The sequence below is a fragment of the Weissella bombi genome (genome assembly GCF_900094835.1).
GTDB lineage: Bacteria > Bacillota > Bacilli > Lactobacillales > Lactobacillaceae > Weissella > Weissella bombi.
The window spans coordinates 31226-48491 of record NZ_FMAO01000007.1; the positions used below are offsets into that span (position 1 = coordinate 31226).

A 17266-nucleotide genomic window follows, 5' to 3' on the forward strand; every position below is an offset into this window, starting at 1 on the left:
AAATTTATATTTTATCAATATTGTTGATTAAAAAAATACAAATACTTATGTCCTGAAATAGTCTGCGTCAATTTTGTGAGACTTGCATTAGCAGGTTCTGGTAATCGTATTGTCATATCATTAATGCCAAAAACAGCCATTATCACTGCTTTAATCGTAAAGCCATGGGTAACTACTACTACATTATCATCAGGGTATTTTTGTGTCATATCATCTAAAAATGATTGTACACGTGCTACTACCTGTTCAAATGTTTCACCTGCCGTTGCATATTTAATATATTCAGGTAATACATCTTGTAATATGTCATCAAAAACTTCTGGATATGCAGCCATTAATTTTTGATTACTCTTTCCATCCCACTGACCATATGAAATTTCTAGCAACCGACGATCAGTCTGCAACGGCAATTGGGCCGTTTCATTTAATAAAGTTGCTGTTTGTTGTGTCCTATTCAATGGACTAGCTATCAAATGCTGCGCAAATTGTATATCAAAATGCTTTGCCAACGTTGTGACTTGTTCTATACCAACATTATTTAACACTGTATTTTCAGTATTAATCTGTCCCTGCTTTAGACCACTCGCATTTGCCAACGTTTGCCCATGGCGAACAAAATAAAAAGTCGTCATTGCCATTACCCCCATTGTCTAAAAAAGCTGGAACAAAAGTTTTGTTCCAGCCAAATTATACTAAAAATTATTAAACCCTATTTCGTTTAATTATGATTCTGTTACCTTTTGCTGTTTTAATTTGAACTCTTCATTGTATGAAAAGACATTTTGTCCGGCAATAGCTGCATCCCCAACGGCTGTTGTAATTTGACGTAGTTCTTTATCTCGAACATCACCAAGTGCAAACATACCTGGACGTGCAGTTTCCATACGTTCGTTTGTCTCAATCCAGCCTTGTTCATTTGTAATGCCTAGGCCATCAACAACTTGAGATACTGGCAAAACACCAACATAGATAAATACACCAGCTGCATCAACGTTATAGACTTCACCGGTCACATTATTACGAACTCGAACGCCAGTCACCTTTTTATCATCGCCCAAAATCTCTTCAACTTCGGTATTCCAAACAAATTCAATTTTATCATTAGCAAAAGCACGATCTTGTAAAATTTGTTGTGCACGTAATTTATCACGACGATGGAATACGGTTACCTTCTCAGCCAATCCAGCTAAATAAGTTGCTTCTTCAACGGCTGAATCACCACCACCAACAACAATAACGTGTTGGTTACGGAAGAAAGCCCCATCACATACCGCACAGTAAGAAACACCACGACCAGCATACGTATCCTCACCTGGAACTGCTAATTTCTTATAATCAGAACCAGTCGCGACAATAACTGTATTACTCGTGTATTCATCCATATCAGTTACAACATGCCATGAACCGTCTTCTTGTGCCTCAACATGCAAAACCGTTCCAAAAGCATACTCTGCCCCAAATTGTGTTGAAGACTTGTACATATTTTCAGCCAAATCAGGTCCTAAAATACTGCTAAAACCAGGATAGTTTTCTACTTCAGCCGTATTATTCATCTGACCACCATAGATACCACGATCAATCATTAACACTGAGAGATTAGCACGTGATGCATATGTAGCTGCTGTCATCCCACCAGGTCCTGCACCTAAAATTATTGTGTCATAGTGTTGAGCCATAACAACACCTCCATCTTCAAATACTTTTATTTTCTTACTTCTTCATTACTTCTACTACATTTTACATTCTTTAAAAGAGAAATCAAGCATTTTCACTTACTTTTTGTAAATAAATAAAAAACTGTAAGTATTCTTTTTTAATACCTACAGTTTTACTTTAAGTTCAATATAATTAGTCTAATTTCTTAGCCAAGTCCTTGATATACTTCTTCAAATCTTCAGATGTTTGTGGATGCTTCAATCCAAACTCGATATTAGTTGTCAAGAAACCAATCTTTGAACCAATATCATAACGGCTACCCTTAAATTCATGAGCATAAACATGTTGACGCTTGTTCAAAGTATCAATAGCATCAGTTAATTGGATTTCGTTACCCTTACCAGGCTTAGTGTTTTCCAACTCTTCAAAGATTTCAGGTGTTAATAAGTAACGACCAATAATTGCCAAATCAGATGGTGCATCTTCAGGCTTTGGCTTCTCCACAAAGCTATTTACTTGATGAAGTCCATCAGCAACTTCCTTTTCAGGTGCAATCACACCATATTCAGAAACTTGGTCATGAGGAACCTTCATTACAGCCAATGTTGACTCACCAGTTGTGTTGTAACGATCAATCAACTGCTTTGTTAGAGGTTCATCATCGTCCATCAAATCATCACCTAACATAACAACGAATGGCTCGTCACCGATAAATGACTTAGCAGTCAAAACAGCATCTCCCAAACCACGTGGATGTGATTGGCGGATAAAGTATAGATTAATGTCCGTTGTTTCTTCAACAACCTTCAACAACTCATCCTTACCCTTCTCACGCAAGTTGTTCTCTAATTCAGGATTTGAGTCAAAGTGATCTTCAATAGAGCGCTTTGACTTACCGTCAACGATGACAATGTCTTCAATTCCTGAAGCCAAGGCTTCTTCAATGATAAATTGAATTGTTGGCTTATCGACAATTGGCAACATTTCCTTTGCTAATGCCTTTGTGGCTGGCAAAAAACGGGTTCCTAATCCTGCGGCTGGAATAATCGCTTTACGTACTGGTTTCATGATCTAATTACTTCCCTTCTTGTGAGACTGGACGTCCCATCAATAACTGCATAACATTTTTAACATCTTCGTTGTCATAAATAACACGATACATAGCTGAAGTGATGGGCATTTCAACATGTTTCTTTTGAGCTAATTCATGAGCAACTTTGGTTGTTGAAATACCTTCAATAACCATCCCCATATCAGCAACAACATCGTCCAGGTGCTTACCCTCTCCTAGTTGTACACCAGCGCGATAATTACGCGAGTATACTGAAGTTGCTGTTGCAAATAAGTCACCGACACCCGCTAAGCCCATAAACGTAATTGGATTAGCACCAAAAGCTTGACCAAGACGACTAATTTCAGCCAATCCTCTTGTAAACAAAGCAGCCTTCGCATTTACGTCGTAACCCAAGCTCTCTAAGGCACCCGCTCCAATGGCAATCACATTTTTAAGAGCCGCTCCAATTTCAGAGCCAACCACATCCGTATTTGTATAAACACGAAAAACTTGATTACTTAAAACACCTTGTACATATTTAGCAACCGTTAAATCAGCGCTTACAGCTGTTACCAAGGTTGGATCATGCTTTATAACACCTTCAGCATGTGAAGGTCCCGCAATAATCCCTAAACCACCTAAATACTTGCTAGGAATTTCTTCTGCAAGCATTTCTGATACTCGCTTGTAAGTACCTGGTTCGATTCCTTTAGTTGCCGCCATCACAACAACCTTATGATTCGTTTCTTCCAAAATTGCAACCAATTGTTGCGCTACTTCACGTGTTGCCTTGGTTGGTACAACACTCAAAACAAGATCAGCCCCGTCAACAGCCTGTTTCATATCAGATACCGCAACAACACCTTCGTTGATTGAATGCTCACCCAAATACCTTGAATTACGATGGGTTTCGTTAATTTCATCAACTTGTTCAGCACGATGGCTCCATAAACGGACATCATGCCCATTTTCAGCGGCTACATTTGCTAATGCGGTTCCCCACGAACCAGCGCCTAAAACTGCAATAATTTCGCGACTCACGAGATTCCTCCTTGTTACTCTACATCCCTGAGAATACCATAATAATACCACAATCTAGTATCTTGGCAATCTAATTTTACTATTTTGAATTTTCAGAGATTAGATTAGTTAAATTATTATTGAATGTCTGAGTTGCGTCAAAGCCCATCAACTTAGCACGGAAATTCTTTGTCGCCGTTTCAACCAAGACAGCCAAATTACGACCAGCCTGTACGGGCAATACAAAACGTGGTAAGTCAACACCTTGAATCTTCATTACTTCTTCACCATTGCCTAAACGGTCAACTTCTTGATCATCATGCCATTTTGCGAGATGCAAATTAAAAGCAATTGTTGCATGTGAGCGCACTGCACCAGCACCAAATAAGTCCATCACATCGATGATACCCACACCACGTAATTCCATCAAATTTCTAAGAATTGCAGGTGGCTCACCAACCAGGCGTTCCTCATCTTGGGCATACACATCAACTCGATCATCAGCAATTAAACGATGACCACGTTGTACTAATTCCAACGCAGTCTCTGATTTACCAACACCAGAATCACCCGTAATTAATACACCTAGTCCAAATATGTCGACCAAAACGCCGTGCACGGATTCTCGTTCTGCTAAACCACCACTCAAGAAATAAGTCATATTAGCCAAAATCTTTGAAGAAGTTAATTCCGTTGCTAAAACAGGAATATGATTTTCTTCCGCAGCTTGCATAAACTCTTTTGGTAATTTACGACCAGTTGAAACAACAAACGTTGGTGTATTTGGTTGCATCATTTTTCTTGCTATCAATAGTAATTCTTCATGATTCATACGATGCGCAAATGACGTTTCCGTAATTCCCATTAATTGAATACGTTCTGGTGCATAATAATTAAAATACCCAGTCATTTCTAGCCCTGGGCGTGAAATATCTGGCGTCGTTATTTTACGATCCAAATATGCCTCACCCGTAACTATCTTTAAGCGTGTATTATCTAACAAATCTTTTACTGTTAGTTCTTTTGCCATCTTTAATCCCCATCTTATTATGTTTGTTGATTACTTTTACTAAAATAGTTAGAAATTATTAAGTTAACAAGCGACATTATAATTGCGATAAAAACCGCCCATCCAAAACTTGCAAACTTAAAGCCATCCCCAATGACCCAAGCCGTTAACCAAAGGACCACACCATTAATTACTAAACCAAATAGGCCGAATGTCAAAATAGTAAATGGTAATGCTAATAAGTGTAGTACTGGTTTAACCAAAGCATTTAAAATTCCTAAAATAAATGCTGCTAAAATTGCCGTCCAAATACTACTAATATAAAGACCATTTCTAAACAATCCAGCCATCGCCAATAATGTAATTGTATTAATAATAATGCGTTGCCAAAAAGAAAAATTCTTAAAAGTAACTGTTTTCATAAAATTCCTCCAGTTATTCTTAATAAACAGTATATCAAAATTATACTTATATTTGGCTAAATGTCTGACAAAATCTTTTATGACAATAAAAAACCAGAAATGAATAATTTCATTTCCAGTAATAGATAAAATCTTTAACTATTTTTGATTTTTAGCTCTAAATAAGTCATCAAACGGTGACTTTCCGCTATGAGCAACTTGTGTTAAAAACATTTTAACCGCTTGTTGTGTCGTTAACCCATTTTCTTTAAACACGTCATCAGCTGCATTACGAACGTCTTCTTCAACTCGTATTTGAATTAGCTTTTCCATTGACACATCCCCCCTTGTATCCATCAAATATATTTAACCCATGACTTATTATATACCATTTTACAGAAAATATCTTATTCTAGCATTGATTTGAAATACAAATTTACCTATATAAAAAAACACACTGCCCCAAAAGACAGTGTGTTTAGATTGGCATTGCTAGGATTGACGCGTCCTAGCTCACGTGATAGTTTCCTATCAGTCAACGTACACCCAATAGCAAAGCTAAAGGTAGTCATGTGCAGCAAACCAAGTTCCACAACTCGTTTTGCACCCTCCAGTATACGACTGTTAATAAGGGCCGTTTATAAAAGATCTATTATGATCTTTCTCGACTCATCGCATAAGTAATATTATAGCATAAAAAAAAGAAAAAGCAATCCAGAATATTCACCAATTTACAATACACTTTTGTATTAAATATGCATTGTTCTCACTCTTTAAATTTAAGATTACGCTTACATTTGCCTATTATTAGGTATATAATATAAGTATAAATTAATTCATATGAATACTATTACTTATAAGGACGGTGACTGCCATGGCAGAAGACAAGATTGCATACAAGAACATATTGGCCCCCATTGATGGGTCAAAAGTTTCTAGCATCATAATTGAAAAGGCCGCTGCTGTTGCTGCGCGTAACAAAACTGCTTTAGATTTATTGTACGTTATTGATACAAATTCAATTTCTGGTCTAGCTGGTATGTCAATTTCTGGCGATGTTGTTTACCAATTAGTACAAGATGCCGAAGAAAAGCTAACAAAGTATGCACAAATCGCTCGCGATAATGGTGCAGAACAAGTCAATATTCACGTTCGTTTTGGTTCACCAAAAACTGTTATTGCACGTGATTTCCCTCGTGATCATGAAACTGGATTGATTATGCTTGGTAAGTCAGGTCTAAATACATTAGAACGTCTTCTTGTTGGATCGGTAACCTCATTTGTGGTACAAAACGCTAAGGCGGATGTTTTGATTGTGCAGTAAATTTTAAAAAAGCCGGCTACATTTTTGTAGTTGGTTTTTTTATTGGTTATCTAACTTAATGAACTTTTATTAGAATTAGGTTATAATAATTTTAAGTTTTTAATTATCATTAACATAGGGGATGCAATATGAAAATTATCGGAAATACACTAGAAACTATTCATAAATTTAGACACAGTCACGTTAGCAAACATTGGCTAAATGATCCTTTTTTAACTTCAACAGCTTCACTTGGTGATAATCGTAATATTAAGTTGCAACTACTCTACTTAGATATTAATGACACTTTCTACTTAGTCGAAAGTACTTCAGCCATTTCACATTCACTACAATATCAAGATGGTGCTATCGTAGTATCAGACTGGTCGCCAGCCGACTTTGCTGGTTTGTTACGTAGTTATGATAAACCCGGGTTTGACAACTATTTCCAGTTGATTGTAACAAATACGGCATTAGCCCATTCAAACTCTTAGACTAATAAAAACAGCGCTAGTCGGTAACTAATACCAGACTAGCGCTGTTTTTATTTATACTTTTATGCGTTTTTATCAATGGTTATCTTTATAATCTTGTAAGGGTTAACTGGAGTTGATTTTTCAGAATGATCGGCATTATCTTTAACCTCAGCAGTCGCAATTTTATCAACAACGTCCATCCCACTAATAACTTGCCCAAAGACAGTATAATTACCATCAAGCGATGGATTACCGCCTTTTTTGTAAGCATTGATAATCTTATCTGGATATTCTGATTTTTTTAATTGCGCCGTTGCATCATCATGATTTTGATTAATGAAAAACTGCGAACCATTAGTATTTTCACCAGAATTAGCCATCGAAACGGCTCCTCTAATATTATAGAGACATGATGAAATTTCGTTTTTAAATCCCGATCCATCATCAATTTTATCATTTTTATTTTTCCAAATTGATGCTCCCCCAGTACCAGTACCAGTGGGATCACCACCTTGAATCATAAAATCGTTAATCACACGATGAAAAATTGTGCCATTATAATAGTTTTTTTGTGAATGCTTAATAAAATTCTTCACTGCCAGTGGTGCGTATTTATTAAACAATTTAATTTTAACGTCACCCGCAGTAGTCTTAACCGTAACAACCGTCTCGTTTTTATGCACTTTTTTCGACAATTGTGGTAATGCAACCTTATTCAATTTATTTTTTGAAAGTGATTGTCGTTTTTCAGTTGTTGTGCCTTTATCTGAATGTGCTGACTGATATGCAACACCCAATCCAACTATAACAAAAACAACTGCAAGTAATGCTATAATTTTTTCCGATTTGCCTTTCTTCATTATATTTGCTCCCGTTCTTAATTAACTTTCAATTATAAACCCTATTCTACAATCCAATGCTTAGTATAAAGATAAATTTTTTATTTATATTAACGATTTGTCATTTTAAATTCTAAGAAATAATCATTATACTTACCAACCCAATTTGGCCCTAAATCTTCATACACTTCTAGCTTAGACAAAGTCTTATCATCGGGATACCATGATGGATTATTTTTAATTGACTTTGGTAATTGTTTAACTGCCCGTTTATTTGGCGTTGCATAGCCAACATAAATTGCATTTTGTTTTGCATTGGCTGGTTCACTCATAAAATTCAAGAAGGCATAAGCTGCTTTTTTATTTTTTACCGTTTTTGGCATAACGATATTATCAAACCACAAATTTCCACCATCACTTGGAACAACATAGTGTAAATGCTTATTTTCAGAAATCATTTCTGCCGCATCACCGGAATAATCAACTGCAAGTGTTGCTTCCTCTTGTGCCATATAAGTCTTAATTTCATCGGCAACAATTGCTTTGACGTTAGGCATTAATGTATCTAGTTTTCCCTTCGCCGCAGCCAACTCAGGAATACTCTTAGTGTTTACTGATTGCCCGCTAGATGCTAGTGCCATGCCCATAATATCTCTTGATGAATCAATCAACATAATGCTCTTTTTATATTTTGGACGCCATAAATCATTCCAAGTTTTAATTTCACCTGGTTTAATATACTTGTCATTATAGACAATTCCTAAGGTACCCCAAAAATATGGAACAGAATATTTATTTCCTTTATCAAAAGGCTGATTCATAAACTTCTTATCATAATTATTAAGACCGGTTAGTTTTTTATGATCCAATGGTAACAACAAGTTAGCTGCCTTCATTTTCTGAATCATATAATCCGAGGGAACTGCTAAATCATAGTGTGTCCCACCTTGTTGAATTTTAGTAAACATTGCTTCATTTGAATCGAATGTTTCATAATCAACTTTGTAGCCTGTTTCCCTTTGGAATTTTTTTAACAAATCCGGATCGATATAATCTCCCCAATTATAAATAGTTAATTCTTGGCGACCGTTATTCTTAGTACCCACATTCTCTGCATGCTGTAAAAAAACATTAACCCCAAATAAAGCTAACGTGGCACCCAAAATAATCGCTGTTAACCAAATGATTTTTTTCATGATTAATGCACCACCATTCTAGTACCTTTCTTCTTCTTGCTGCTAGCCGCACTATAATTTGAAATAAAGTAATAGATGACTACCAAAATTAATGACAACAAGAACATTAATGCTGACATCGCATTAATTGAGAGATCAATTCCTTGTCGAGCACGTGAATAAATCTCAACTGAAAGCGTTGAAAAGCCGTTTCCTGTAACAAAAAAAGTCACCGCAAAATCATCCAATGAATACGTAATTGCCATGAAAAATCCCGATAAAATACCAGGCCATGCATAAGGCAAAACAACTCTAGATAACACTTGATAATTATTTGCACCCAGGTCACGTGCCGCATCAATCAAGGCCGGATTCATTTCATTCAAGCGTGGCAAAACCATCAACACAACAATTGGAATTGAAAAAGCAATATGTGCTAATACAACAGAGCCAAAACCTAATTTCAAGCCAACCATAGTGAAGAAAATCAAAAAACTTGCTCCAATAATGACATCAGGTGATACCATCAACACATTATTTAATGACAATAAAATGTTCTTAACACCTGTCTGCTTAGTATTGTATATACCGATAGCACCAAATAGTCCAATTAATGTTGCAATCAATGCTGACAACAGTGCCACAATAAATGTGTTTACTAACATCTGCATTAATCTAGTATCAGCAAACATATCAATATAGTGTCGCCATGAAAAGCCAGAAAAGCCGGCCATATAGTCACCCTTATTAAATGAATAAAAGATAAGATAAAAGATTGGCGCATACATTAAAATAAAGACTAACACTAGGTACACGTTTGCCCATTTTTTGTGCTTATTTACCATGCTTACCACCTTTCTTCTTGCGATCTCTTGTTAACATCATCGTTAAAATCATGGCCACGATTAGAACCACACCAATAGTTGAACCCATTCCCCAGTTTTGTGTAACTAAAAAATGTTCCTCAATTGCTGTTCCTAATGTAATAACACGATTTCCACCAATTAATCTCGTAATCATGAATAATGACAAGGTCGGAATAAATACCGCTTGAATACCAGCTTTAACGCCCCCCGTTGAAAGAGGAAAAATAACTTTAACTAACGTTTGCCACTGTGTTGCCCCTAAATCACGTGCTGCATTGATGTAACTTCGGTCCAATTCCACTAACGAATTAAAAATAGGCATAATCATAAAAGGTATTTCGATATAGGCTGCTACAATCAAAAAAGACATGTTCGTAAACATCATTTGATGTGGCGCAAAACCAATCAATGATAAAAATTCATTAATAGTTCCTGTCTTAGAAAACAAGCCAATAAAGGCATACGCTTTTAACAATAAATTCACCCAAGTTGGTAAAATAACTAACAATAACCAAAATTGCGCATGCTTTAATCGACTCATAATATAAGCCATCGGATAACTAATTAATAACGTCATTGCTGTGACAATAAAGGCGAAAAAGATTGAATTAAAAGTCATTCTTAAATATGTACCTGAACTAAAATACGTCACATAATTATTTAATGTAAAATGGCCATTAATATTACCAAAAGACTGAATAATCAATAAAATAACTGGTGCAATGACAAACAATCCTAACCATAATATATAAGGAATCGTATAACTTAGCGTATTTTTATGATTCATTCATTGTCCCCTCCTCTTCAGTATCATCATACTCTTCCATACGTGCATCAAAGTCTTCTTCAGATTCGTTTAAGCGCATAATATGAATATCTTCCGGATCAAAGAATAAACCACGTCGCTCACCGATGATAGCTGGATTTGTTGCTTGAATTTGCCATTCATTTTGGTCATCATCGTGCGCCGTAATTTCATAATAATCACCTCTAAATGATTGATCATCAATCGTAACAATTAACTTGCCTTCATCCGCACTTACCAAATCCAAATCCTCAGGTCGTAACACAACTTCAACCTGTTCGTTAGGACGCATACCACCATCAACGTTTTCAAATTCCTTACCCGCAAAGGCAACTAAATAGTCTTTACGCATAACCCCCGGCAAAATATTTGACTCACCAATAAAATCTGCCACAAAATGGTTAATAGGCGCATCATAAATGTCAACCGGTGTACCATTTTGAACAATTTCGCCTTCGTTTGTAACAAATATCCAGTCAGACATTGCCAATGCTTCTTCCTGATCATGTGTGACAAAGATAAACGTTATACCTAAGCGTTTTTGAATTTCACGTAACTCATACTGCATTTCTTTACGTAATTTGTAATCCAAAGCTGACAACGGTTCGTCCAACAATAATACTTCCGGATCATTTGCTAAAGCGCGAGCAATCGCAACACGTTGTTGTTGTCCACCAGACAGTTCCGAAATTTCACGATCTTCTAAGCCAGATAATTTTACCAACCCTAACATCTCAGTAACCTTGGCTTTAATTTCAGATTTACCTTTGCCTTTAATTGACATACCAAACGCCACATTTTCAAAAACATTCATATTTGGAAATAATGCATAATTTTGAAATACAGTATTAACCCGTCGTTTTTCAGGTGGTAAATCATTAATTTTTTGCCCCTCAAATAAAATATCCCCTGAAGTTGCTTCTAAAAAGCCAGCAATCAAACGTAAAATTGTCGTCTTACCAGAACCTGAAGGTCCTAGTAATGTATAAAATTTACCAGCCTCTATTTCTAAATCAACTGACTTCAAAACAACATTGTCATCATATTGCTTAGCAACATGCTTAAATTCGATAATTGGTTGTGCCACTATCAGTACCACCTTTCTTTACATAAACTTAATTATACAAATTAATCAAAAAATAGTCGATAATAAAACAAAAAAGGATACTGATAACTAGTTATCAGTATCCTTCTTAATTTATGTTATATAAAGCTTATTCAGCAGAAGTCTCGCCATACTTAGCGATAATCTCTTGTTGAACGTTCTTAGGAACTGCTTCATAGTGGTCAAATACCATTTGGAATGTACCACGACCTTGCGTTGATGAACGCAAAGTAGTTGCATATCCAAACATTTCTGACAACGGAACCTTAGCGTGTACAAGCATTTGCTTTCCACGTTGGTCTTGTCCTTCAAGCAAACCACGACGAGCTGAAACGTGACCCATAGCATCACCCAAGTTATCCTCAGGTACCATGATATCAACCTTCATGATTGGCTCCAAGATAACTGCACCAGCAGTCTTAGCAGCTTCACGCAAAGCTAATGAAGCAGCAATCTTGAAGGCAGCTTCAGATGAGTCGACATCGTGATATGAACCATCATACAACTTAGCCTTCAAATCAACCAATGGGAATCCAGCCAAAGGACCATTGTTCAATGAGTCCCTCAAACCAGCTTCAACTGAAGGGATGTATTCACGAGGAACAACACCACCGACAACGGCATCTTCGAATTCGAATCCAGCACCCTCTTCGTTAGGTGAGAATTCAATCCAAACATCACCATATTGTCCCTTACCACCTGATTGGCGCTTGAAGTATCCACGAGCTTGAACAGTCTTCGTAAATGCTTCACGGTAAGCAACTTGTGGTGCACCAACCGTAACGTCAACGTTAAATTCACGCTTCATACGGTCAACAATGATATCCAAGTGCAATTCACCCATTCCAGAAATTAGTGTATCACCAGTTTCTTGGTTAGTTTCAGCACGGAATGATGGATCTTCTTCAGCCAACTTTTGCAAAGCAACAGTCATCTTAGCTTGGTCAGCCTTAGTCTTAGGCTCAACAGCCAATTGGATAACTGGGTCAGGGAATTCCATTGACTCCAAGATCAATTGACGATCTGGTGAAGTCAAAGAATCACCAGTAGTTGTGTCCTTCAAACCAATAGCAGCGGCGATATCACCTGAGAATACCTCAGGAATTTCTTTACGGTCAGTTGCATGCATTTGTAGCAAACGTCCAACACGCTCACGCTTACCCTTTGACGTATTCATGATGTATGAACCTGATTCCAAAGTACCAGTGTATACACGCAAGAATGTCAAACGTCCAACGAATGGGTCAGTCATAACCTTGAATGCCAAGGCAGCAAATGGATCTTCATCGTTTGCAACCAAGTCAATCTCTTCACCTGTTTCAGGATCGTTAGCAACATATGGCTTAACATCCAATGGTGATGGTAGGTATTCAACAACCGCATCCAACATCATTTGAACACCCTTATCCTTGTAGGCTGAACCTGCAAGAACTGGGTAGAATTCTAGTGCAAGAGTTGCACGACGAATAGCAGCCTTTAATTCAGCTTCGGTGATTTCTTCACCTTCCAAGTACTTGTCCATGATTTCGTCGTCAACATCAGCAACGGCTTCAACCAATTCATTGTACTTTTCTTCTACTAAGTCAACGTAATCGGCAGGAATTTCACGTTCTTCCCACTCTTCACCAAGTTCAGTCGTTGGGTACATTGCCTTCTTTTCAATCAAGTCAATAATACCTTCGAAGTCATCTTCGGCACCAATTGGCCATTGAATAGCCTTCGCATTGGCGTCCAAACGTTCCTTCAATGAATCAACAGACATACCAAAGTCAGCACCTAACTTGTCCATCTTGTTAACGAACACGATACGAGGTACTTGATAAGTTTCAGCTTGGCGCCAAACAGTTTCTGTTTGTGGCTCAACACCGGCAGCCCCATCCAATACGGCTACGGCACCATCAAGAACACGTAGTGAACGCTCAACTTCGATAGTGAAGTCCACGTGACCTGGTGTATCAATGATGTTAACACGGTATGGGTCTTTTTTGTATTGGTCATAGAAACCATGCCAAACAGCAGTTGTGGCAGCAGATTGGATCGTGATTCCACGTTCCTTTTCTTGGTCCATAAAGTCCATTTGTGAAGCTCCATCATGAGTCTCACCAATTTTATGAATCTTACCAGTATAGTACAAAATACGCTCTGTCGTCGTTGTCTTACCAGCGTCGATGTGCGCCATGATTCCGATGTTACGAGTACGTAGCAAAGGATATTCACGCTTGTTAGCCATGAGTAATTCTCCTTGAGTTTCTTAACATTTAACACATCATTTTGTTAAATGTCGGTTGTCTAATTATATTATACCGTAAATACACCAAAAGTGGCTACTGTCATTTGACTGCAGCCACAAAATTGGTTTATTACCAGCGGTAATGTGCAAAGGCACGGTTGGCTTCAGCCATCTTGTGTGTGTCTTCACGCTTCTTAACAGATGCACCAGTGTTGTTAGCAGCATCCATAATTTCCTTAGCTAAACGCTCTTCCATAGTGTGCTCACCGCGGGCACGTGAGTATTGTACCAACCAGCGCAATCCCAATGTGACACGACGTTCTGGACGAACTTCAACAGGAACTTGGTAGTTAGATCCACCGATACGGCGAGCCTTAACTTCCAATACGGGCATAATATTGTTCAAAGCTTCTTCAAAGACAGCTAATGGTTCATTACCAGTAACTTCCTTGATACGATCGAATGCATCGTATAGGATTGTTGAAGCAGTTCCACGCTTACCATCAAGCATCAAACGATTGATCAAACGTGAAACAAGCTTTGAATTGTAAATTGGATCTGGCAGAACTTCAGCCTGCTTAGTGTAACTCTTACGTGGCATTATATAAGTCCTCCCTTAATTATTTCTTCTTGTTCTTAGGGCGCTTTGCACCATACTTAGAACGTGATTGCATACGTCCGTCAACACCAGCAGTATCTAGTGCACCACGGATAATGTGGTAACGAACTCCGGGCAAGTCCTTAACACGACCACCACGAATCAAAACAACTGAGTGTTCTTGTAGGTTGTGTCCGATACCTGGAATATATGCAGTAACTTCAATCAAGTTTGACAAACGTACACGAGCGTACTTACGCAAAGCTGAATTAGGCTTCTTTGGTGTCATCGTACCAACACGGGTAGCAACACCACGCTTTTGTGGTGAAGATACATAGGTAGATTTCTTTAGTTGTGAGTTATAGCTGTAGTTCAAAGCAGGTGACTTTGACTTAGAGCTTTGTGACTTACGAGGCTTACGAACCAATTGGTTAATTGTAGGCATTTCGAACAGTCCCCTTTCAATTTTATATTTTATAGTGTTTAGTCCACATTTCCAGGCGTGTCATTTATTAAGCAACACACCCGATGAACTTGTTTATGGTACTTTTGGTTTACGAGTTCAGCACGTCGCGTAACCGCAAACACCCTGCTAACTAAAAGCACAATTAATAATATACCACTGACTCATATAATATGCAACCTTTTTATCATATAAAAAACGTTGATAGAATAACATTTAGTTTGCAAACAATACCGGGCGTGTCACTTTTAGAAAAACCATGTCCTTATGCGTCTTTCTAGATAGAAACAACGGGAGAGAAGTGACTATGTTTTTTGAATCTTTATTGTTAATTATATTAATTTATCTTTCTTATCAAGATATTTGTCATCATGAATTTAATAGCGTTTGGTTATCACTACCATTATTCATTGGTGGTATTTTTTATCGTACACCAATTTTTACGATCTGTGCAGTCTATATTTTATGCTTAATTATTAACACATTAACAAATGAACATTACATCGGAAATGGTGATTTAGATATTTTAGCCATTTTATTATTTTATGTTTCTTTCTATGAATTCTGGATTATTTGTATATGTGCCTGTAGTGTTCAACTTGTTTGTCACATCATCATCACCAAAGACATTTTACCCTTCGTACCTGCAATAACTTTTGGTTACGCCGTCATTCTATGTTACTACTATTTAAATTAGTAATAAAAAAACACCATGAATGACTTCATGGTGTTTTTCAATAATTCTAAGAATTAAACCAAAGCTAATAATTCAGCCTTCTTTGCTGAAGAAGTGAATTCAATGCCATTTTCTGACAAATATTCCTTAATTTCAGCAACAGTATTCTTTTCAGTTGGCTTTACAGCTGACTTCTTTGCTGAAGCAGCGTTGATAACAACACCCTTCTCCAATGTAGCAGCTGACTTTTCAGCAACAGCTTGACCATCGTCAGCCAATGCCTTCTTTGCTGATTCAACCAAAGCTGAGAAAGCTTCGAAATCTGAAACAGCTAGTTCAGCAAGCATCTTACGGTTCAAAGTTGAACCCATCAATGACAAACCGTTCATGAAACGTGAGTATGACAAACCGTTCATACGTGCACCAGCATTGATACGTGCAATCCACAACTTACGGAAGTTGCGCTTAGTTTGCTTACGATCACGGAATGCATAGAACCATGACTTCCAAACTTGTTGCTTAGCAACCTTATAGTTGATGTGACGTTGACCACGGTAACCCTTGGCCAACTTAATCATCTTCTTACGACGTGAACGCGTAACGTTACCACCCTTAACTCGCATGGGTATTTCCTCCAGTAATTTCTAATTTTATTCGGAACCAGTTATAACTATACTTAAAAAGTTATAATTAACGGCTCAACATGTTCGTGTATGTCTTCAAAGTAGTGTGGTTCATCATTGAAGTACCACGCAATTGACGACGTTGCTTCTTAGTCTTACCGTGGAAACGGTGTGACGTATAGGCGTTAGCTGACTTCAACCCACCATTTGCAGTTTTCTTGAAACGCTTTGCTGAAGCGCGGTGTGTCTTATACTTAGGCATTGATATGTCCTCCAAACTGGTTTAATTACTTAGTTTCTCTGGGTGCAAGCACCATAAACATGCTGCGCCCTTCCATCTTAGCTCTTGATTCAACCTTGGCGATTTCTTCAAGCTCTGTTGCCATACGATTCATTACTTCACGCCCAATTTCTTTGTGCGTAATAGCACGTCCGCGGAAACGAATTGAAACTTTAACTTTATTACCCTTATTCAAGAACTTAATTGCATTGTTCTTTTTAGTATTAAAATCATTAACATCAATTGTTGGGCTAAGACGAATCTCTTTAACATTGACAACTTTTTGGTTCTTTCGTTGCTCTCGTTGCTTCTTTTGTGCTTCGAATTTGAACTTTCCATAGTTCATAATCTTAGCTACTGGTGGCTTAGCGTTGGCTTGCACCAATACCAAATCCAATTCAGCATCGTCAGCAAGGCGTTGTGCGTCTACTTTAGACATGACACCTTGGTCACCGTCATCCGTAATCAAACGAACTTCACGAGCACGAATGCGATCATTAATTAAATCTTTTTGTTGTTGTGGTTGGCGTGCGTTTGCTATGATCCTTACCTCCGAAAAAACTTGTAATAAAGTAAAAACGGCTTGTCGCTACACACGACAACCCGCCATTTATCATCTTTAATAATAAAGTGATTAACCTGATAAGTACTCTTAACGAGGTGAACGGCGGGTATGCCATTACTTTA

At 37.5% G+C, this 17266-nt stretch carries 20 protein-coding genes and 1 pseudogene; 2 read left to right on the forward strand and 19 right to left on the reverse strand.

The genetic code is table 11. The annotated features are described in order from the left end of the window. Positions 1-14 precede the first annotated feature (14 nt). From GA0061074_RS05690 to GA0061074_RS05720, 7 genes are all read right to left on the reverse strand, one after another. The gene (locus GA0061074_RS05690; RefSeq protein WP_092462734.1) at positions 15-632 is read right to left on the reverse strand and encodes a histidine phosphatase family protein; all 618 of its coding nucleotides are present in this window, start codon (positions 630-632) and stop codon (positions 15-17) included. Between the two features lie 90 nt (positions 633-722). Beyond that, positions 723-1676 carry a thioredoxin-disulfide reductase gene (trxB, locus tag GA0061074_RS05695; protein ID WP_092462736.1) on the reverse strand — a complete coding sequence of 318 codons (954 nt, stop codon included), beginning with the start codon at positions 1674-1676 and terminating at the stop codon, positions 723-725. 172 nt (positions 1677-1848) lie between these two features. Then, positions 1849-2724 (reverse strand): UTP--glucose-1-phosphate uridylyltransferase GalU, encoded by an 876-nt coding sequence (gene galU / locus GA0061074_RS05700; RefSeq protein WP_092462738.1) that lies wholly within the window; start codon positions 2722-2724, stop codon positions 1849-1851. A 7-nt stretch (positions 2725-2731) separates the two neighbouring features. Next, the gene (locus tag GA0061074_RS05705; protein WP_092462740.1) at positions 2732-3751 is read right to left on the reverse strand and encodes an NAD(P)H-dependent glycerol-3-phosphate dehydrogenase; all 1020 of its coding nucleotides are present in this window, start codon (positions 3749-3751) and stop codon (positions 2732-2734) included. Positions 3752-3830: 79 nt separating this feature from the next. Continuing rightward, the gene (gene hprK / locus GA0061074_RS05710) at positions 3831-4760 is read right to left on the reverse strand and encodes an HPr(Ser) kinase/phosphatase (RefSeq protein WP_092462742.1); all 930 of its coding nucleotides are present in this window, start codon (positions 4758-4760) and stop codon (positions 3831-3833) included. A gap of 17 nt (positions 4761-4777) precedes the next feature. Beyond that, positions 4778-5161, reverse strand: coding sequence for a phage holin family protein (locus GA0061074_RS05715; protein ID WP_092462744.1), 384 nt, complete (start codon positions 5159-5161; stop codon positions 4778-4780). A 138-nt stretch (positions 5162-5299) separates the two neighbouring features. Beyond that, complete coding sequence (locus GA0061074_RS05720) at positions 5300-5473, reverse strand: type II toxin-antitoxin system RelB/DinJ family antitoxin (protein ID WP_092462746.1); 174 nt, start codon at positions 5471-5473, stop codon at positions 5300-5302. A gap of 541 nt (positions 5474-6014) precedes the next feature. On the opposite strand from GA0061074_RS05720, the gene GA0061074_RS05725 reads away from it, so the two are divergent. Both GA0061074_RS05725 and GA0061074_RS05730 read left to right on the forward strand, forming a co-directional pair. Next, positions 6015-6464, forward strand: a complete 450-nt coding sequence (locus GA0061074_RS05725) for a universal stress protein (RefSeq protein ID WP_092462748.1) — start codon at positions 6015-6017, stop codon at positions 6462-6464. A 128-nt stretch (positions 6465-6592) separates the two neighbouring features. Beyond that, on the forward strand, positions 6593-6937 hold the full coding sequence (locus GA0061074_RS05730; RefSeq protein ID WP_092462749.1) for a hypothetical protein: 345 nt from the start codon (positions 6593-6595) through the stop codon (positions 6935-6937). A 62-nt stretch (positions 6938-6999) separates the two neighbouring features. On the opposite strand, the gene GA0061074_RS05735 is transcribed toward GA0061074_RS05730, so the two are convergent. From GA0061074_RS05735 to infC, 12 genes and pseudogenes are all read right to left on the reverse strand, one after another. Further along, positions 7000-7779 (reverse strand): peptidylprolyl isomerase, encoded by a 780-nt coding sequence (locus GA0061074_RS05735; protein ID WP_092462751.1) that lies wholly within the window; start codon positions 7777-7779, stop codon positions 7000-7002. Between the two features lie 89 nt (positions 7780-7868). Next, entirely contained in the window at positions 7869-8954 is a 1086-nt protein-coding gene (locus GA0061074_RS05740) for an ABC transporter substrate-binding protein (protein WP_092462753.1), read from the reverse strand. Between the two features lie 2 nt (positions 8955-8956). After that, on the reverse strand, positions 8957-9778 hold the full coding sequence (locus GA0061074_RS05745) for an ABC transporter permease (RefSeq protein ID WP_092462754.1): 822 nt from the start codon (positions 9776-9778) through the stop codon (positions 8957-8959). Continuing rightward, positions 9768-10586, reverse strand: a complete 819-nt coding sequence (locus tag GA0061074_RS05750; protein WP_092462756.1) for an ABC transporter permease — start codon at positions 10584-10586, stop codon at positions 9768-9770. The genes GA0061074_RS05745 and GA0061074_RS05750 overlap by 11 nt, the downstream gene beginning before the upstream one ends. Next, positions 10576-11691 carry an ABC transporter ATP-binding protein gene (locus GA0061074_RS09360; protein ID WP_092462757.1) on the reverse strand — a complete coding sequence of 372 codons (1116 nt, stop codon included), beginning with the start codon at positions 11689-11691 and terminating at the stop codon, positions 10576-10578. The genes GA0061074_RS05750 and GA0061074_RS09360 overlap by 11 nt, the downstream gene beginning before the upstream one ends. A gap of 127 nt (positions 11692-11818) precedes the next feature. Continuing rightward, positions 11819-13939 (reverse strand): elongation factor G, encoded by a 2121-nt coding sequence (gene fusA, locus GA0061074_RS05760; protein ID WP_092462759.1) that lies wholly within the window; start codon positions 13937-13939, stop codon positions 11819-11821. 130 nt (positions 13940-14069) lie between these two features. After that, the gene (rpsG, locus tag GA0061074_RS05765) at positions 14070-14540 is read right to left on the reverse strand and encodes a 30S ribosomal protein S7 (protein WP_002828928.1); all 471 of its coding nucleotides are present in this window, start codon (positions 14538-14540) and stop codon (positions 14070-14072) included. 19 nt (positions 14541-14559) lie between these two features. Further along, a complete protein-coding gene (gene rpsL / locus GA0061074_RS05770) occupies positions 14560-14982 on the reverse strand; it encodes a 30S ribosomal protein S12 (protein ID WP_092462761.1) in 423 nt (140 codons plus the stop codon). 768 nt (positions 14983-15750) lie between these two features. Then, positions 15751-15909 (reverse strand): HeH/LEM domain-containing protein, encoded by a 159-nt coding sequence (locus GA0061074_RS09300; RefSeq protein ID WP_275668789.1) that lies wholly within the window; start codon positions 15907-15909, stop codon positions 15751-15753. Further along, a pseudogene (gene rplT / locus GA0061074_RS05775) lies at positions 15886-16299 on the reverse strand (50S ribosomal protein L20); the annotation flags it as partial. The pseudogene rplT and the gene GA0061074_RS09300, both read right to left, overlap by 24 nt. Positions 16300-16366: 67 nt before the next feature. Continuing rightward, the gene (gene rpmI, locus GA0061074_RS05780) at positions 16367-16561 is read right to left on the reverse strand and encodes a 50S ribosomal protein L35 (protein ID WP_092462765.1); all 195 of its coding nucleotides are present in this window, start codon (positions 16559-16561) and stop codon (positions 16367-16369) included. Positions 16562-16586: 25 nt separating this feature from the next. Then, positions 16587-17120 carry a translation initiation factor IF-3 gene (gene infC / locus GA0061074_RS05785; protein WP_092462767.1) on the reverse strand — a complete coding sequence of 178 codons (534 nt, stop codon included), beginning with the start codon at positions 17118-17120 and terminating at the stop codon, positions 16587-16589. Positions 17121-17266 lie beyond the last annotated feature (146 nt).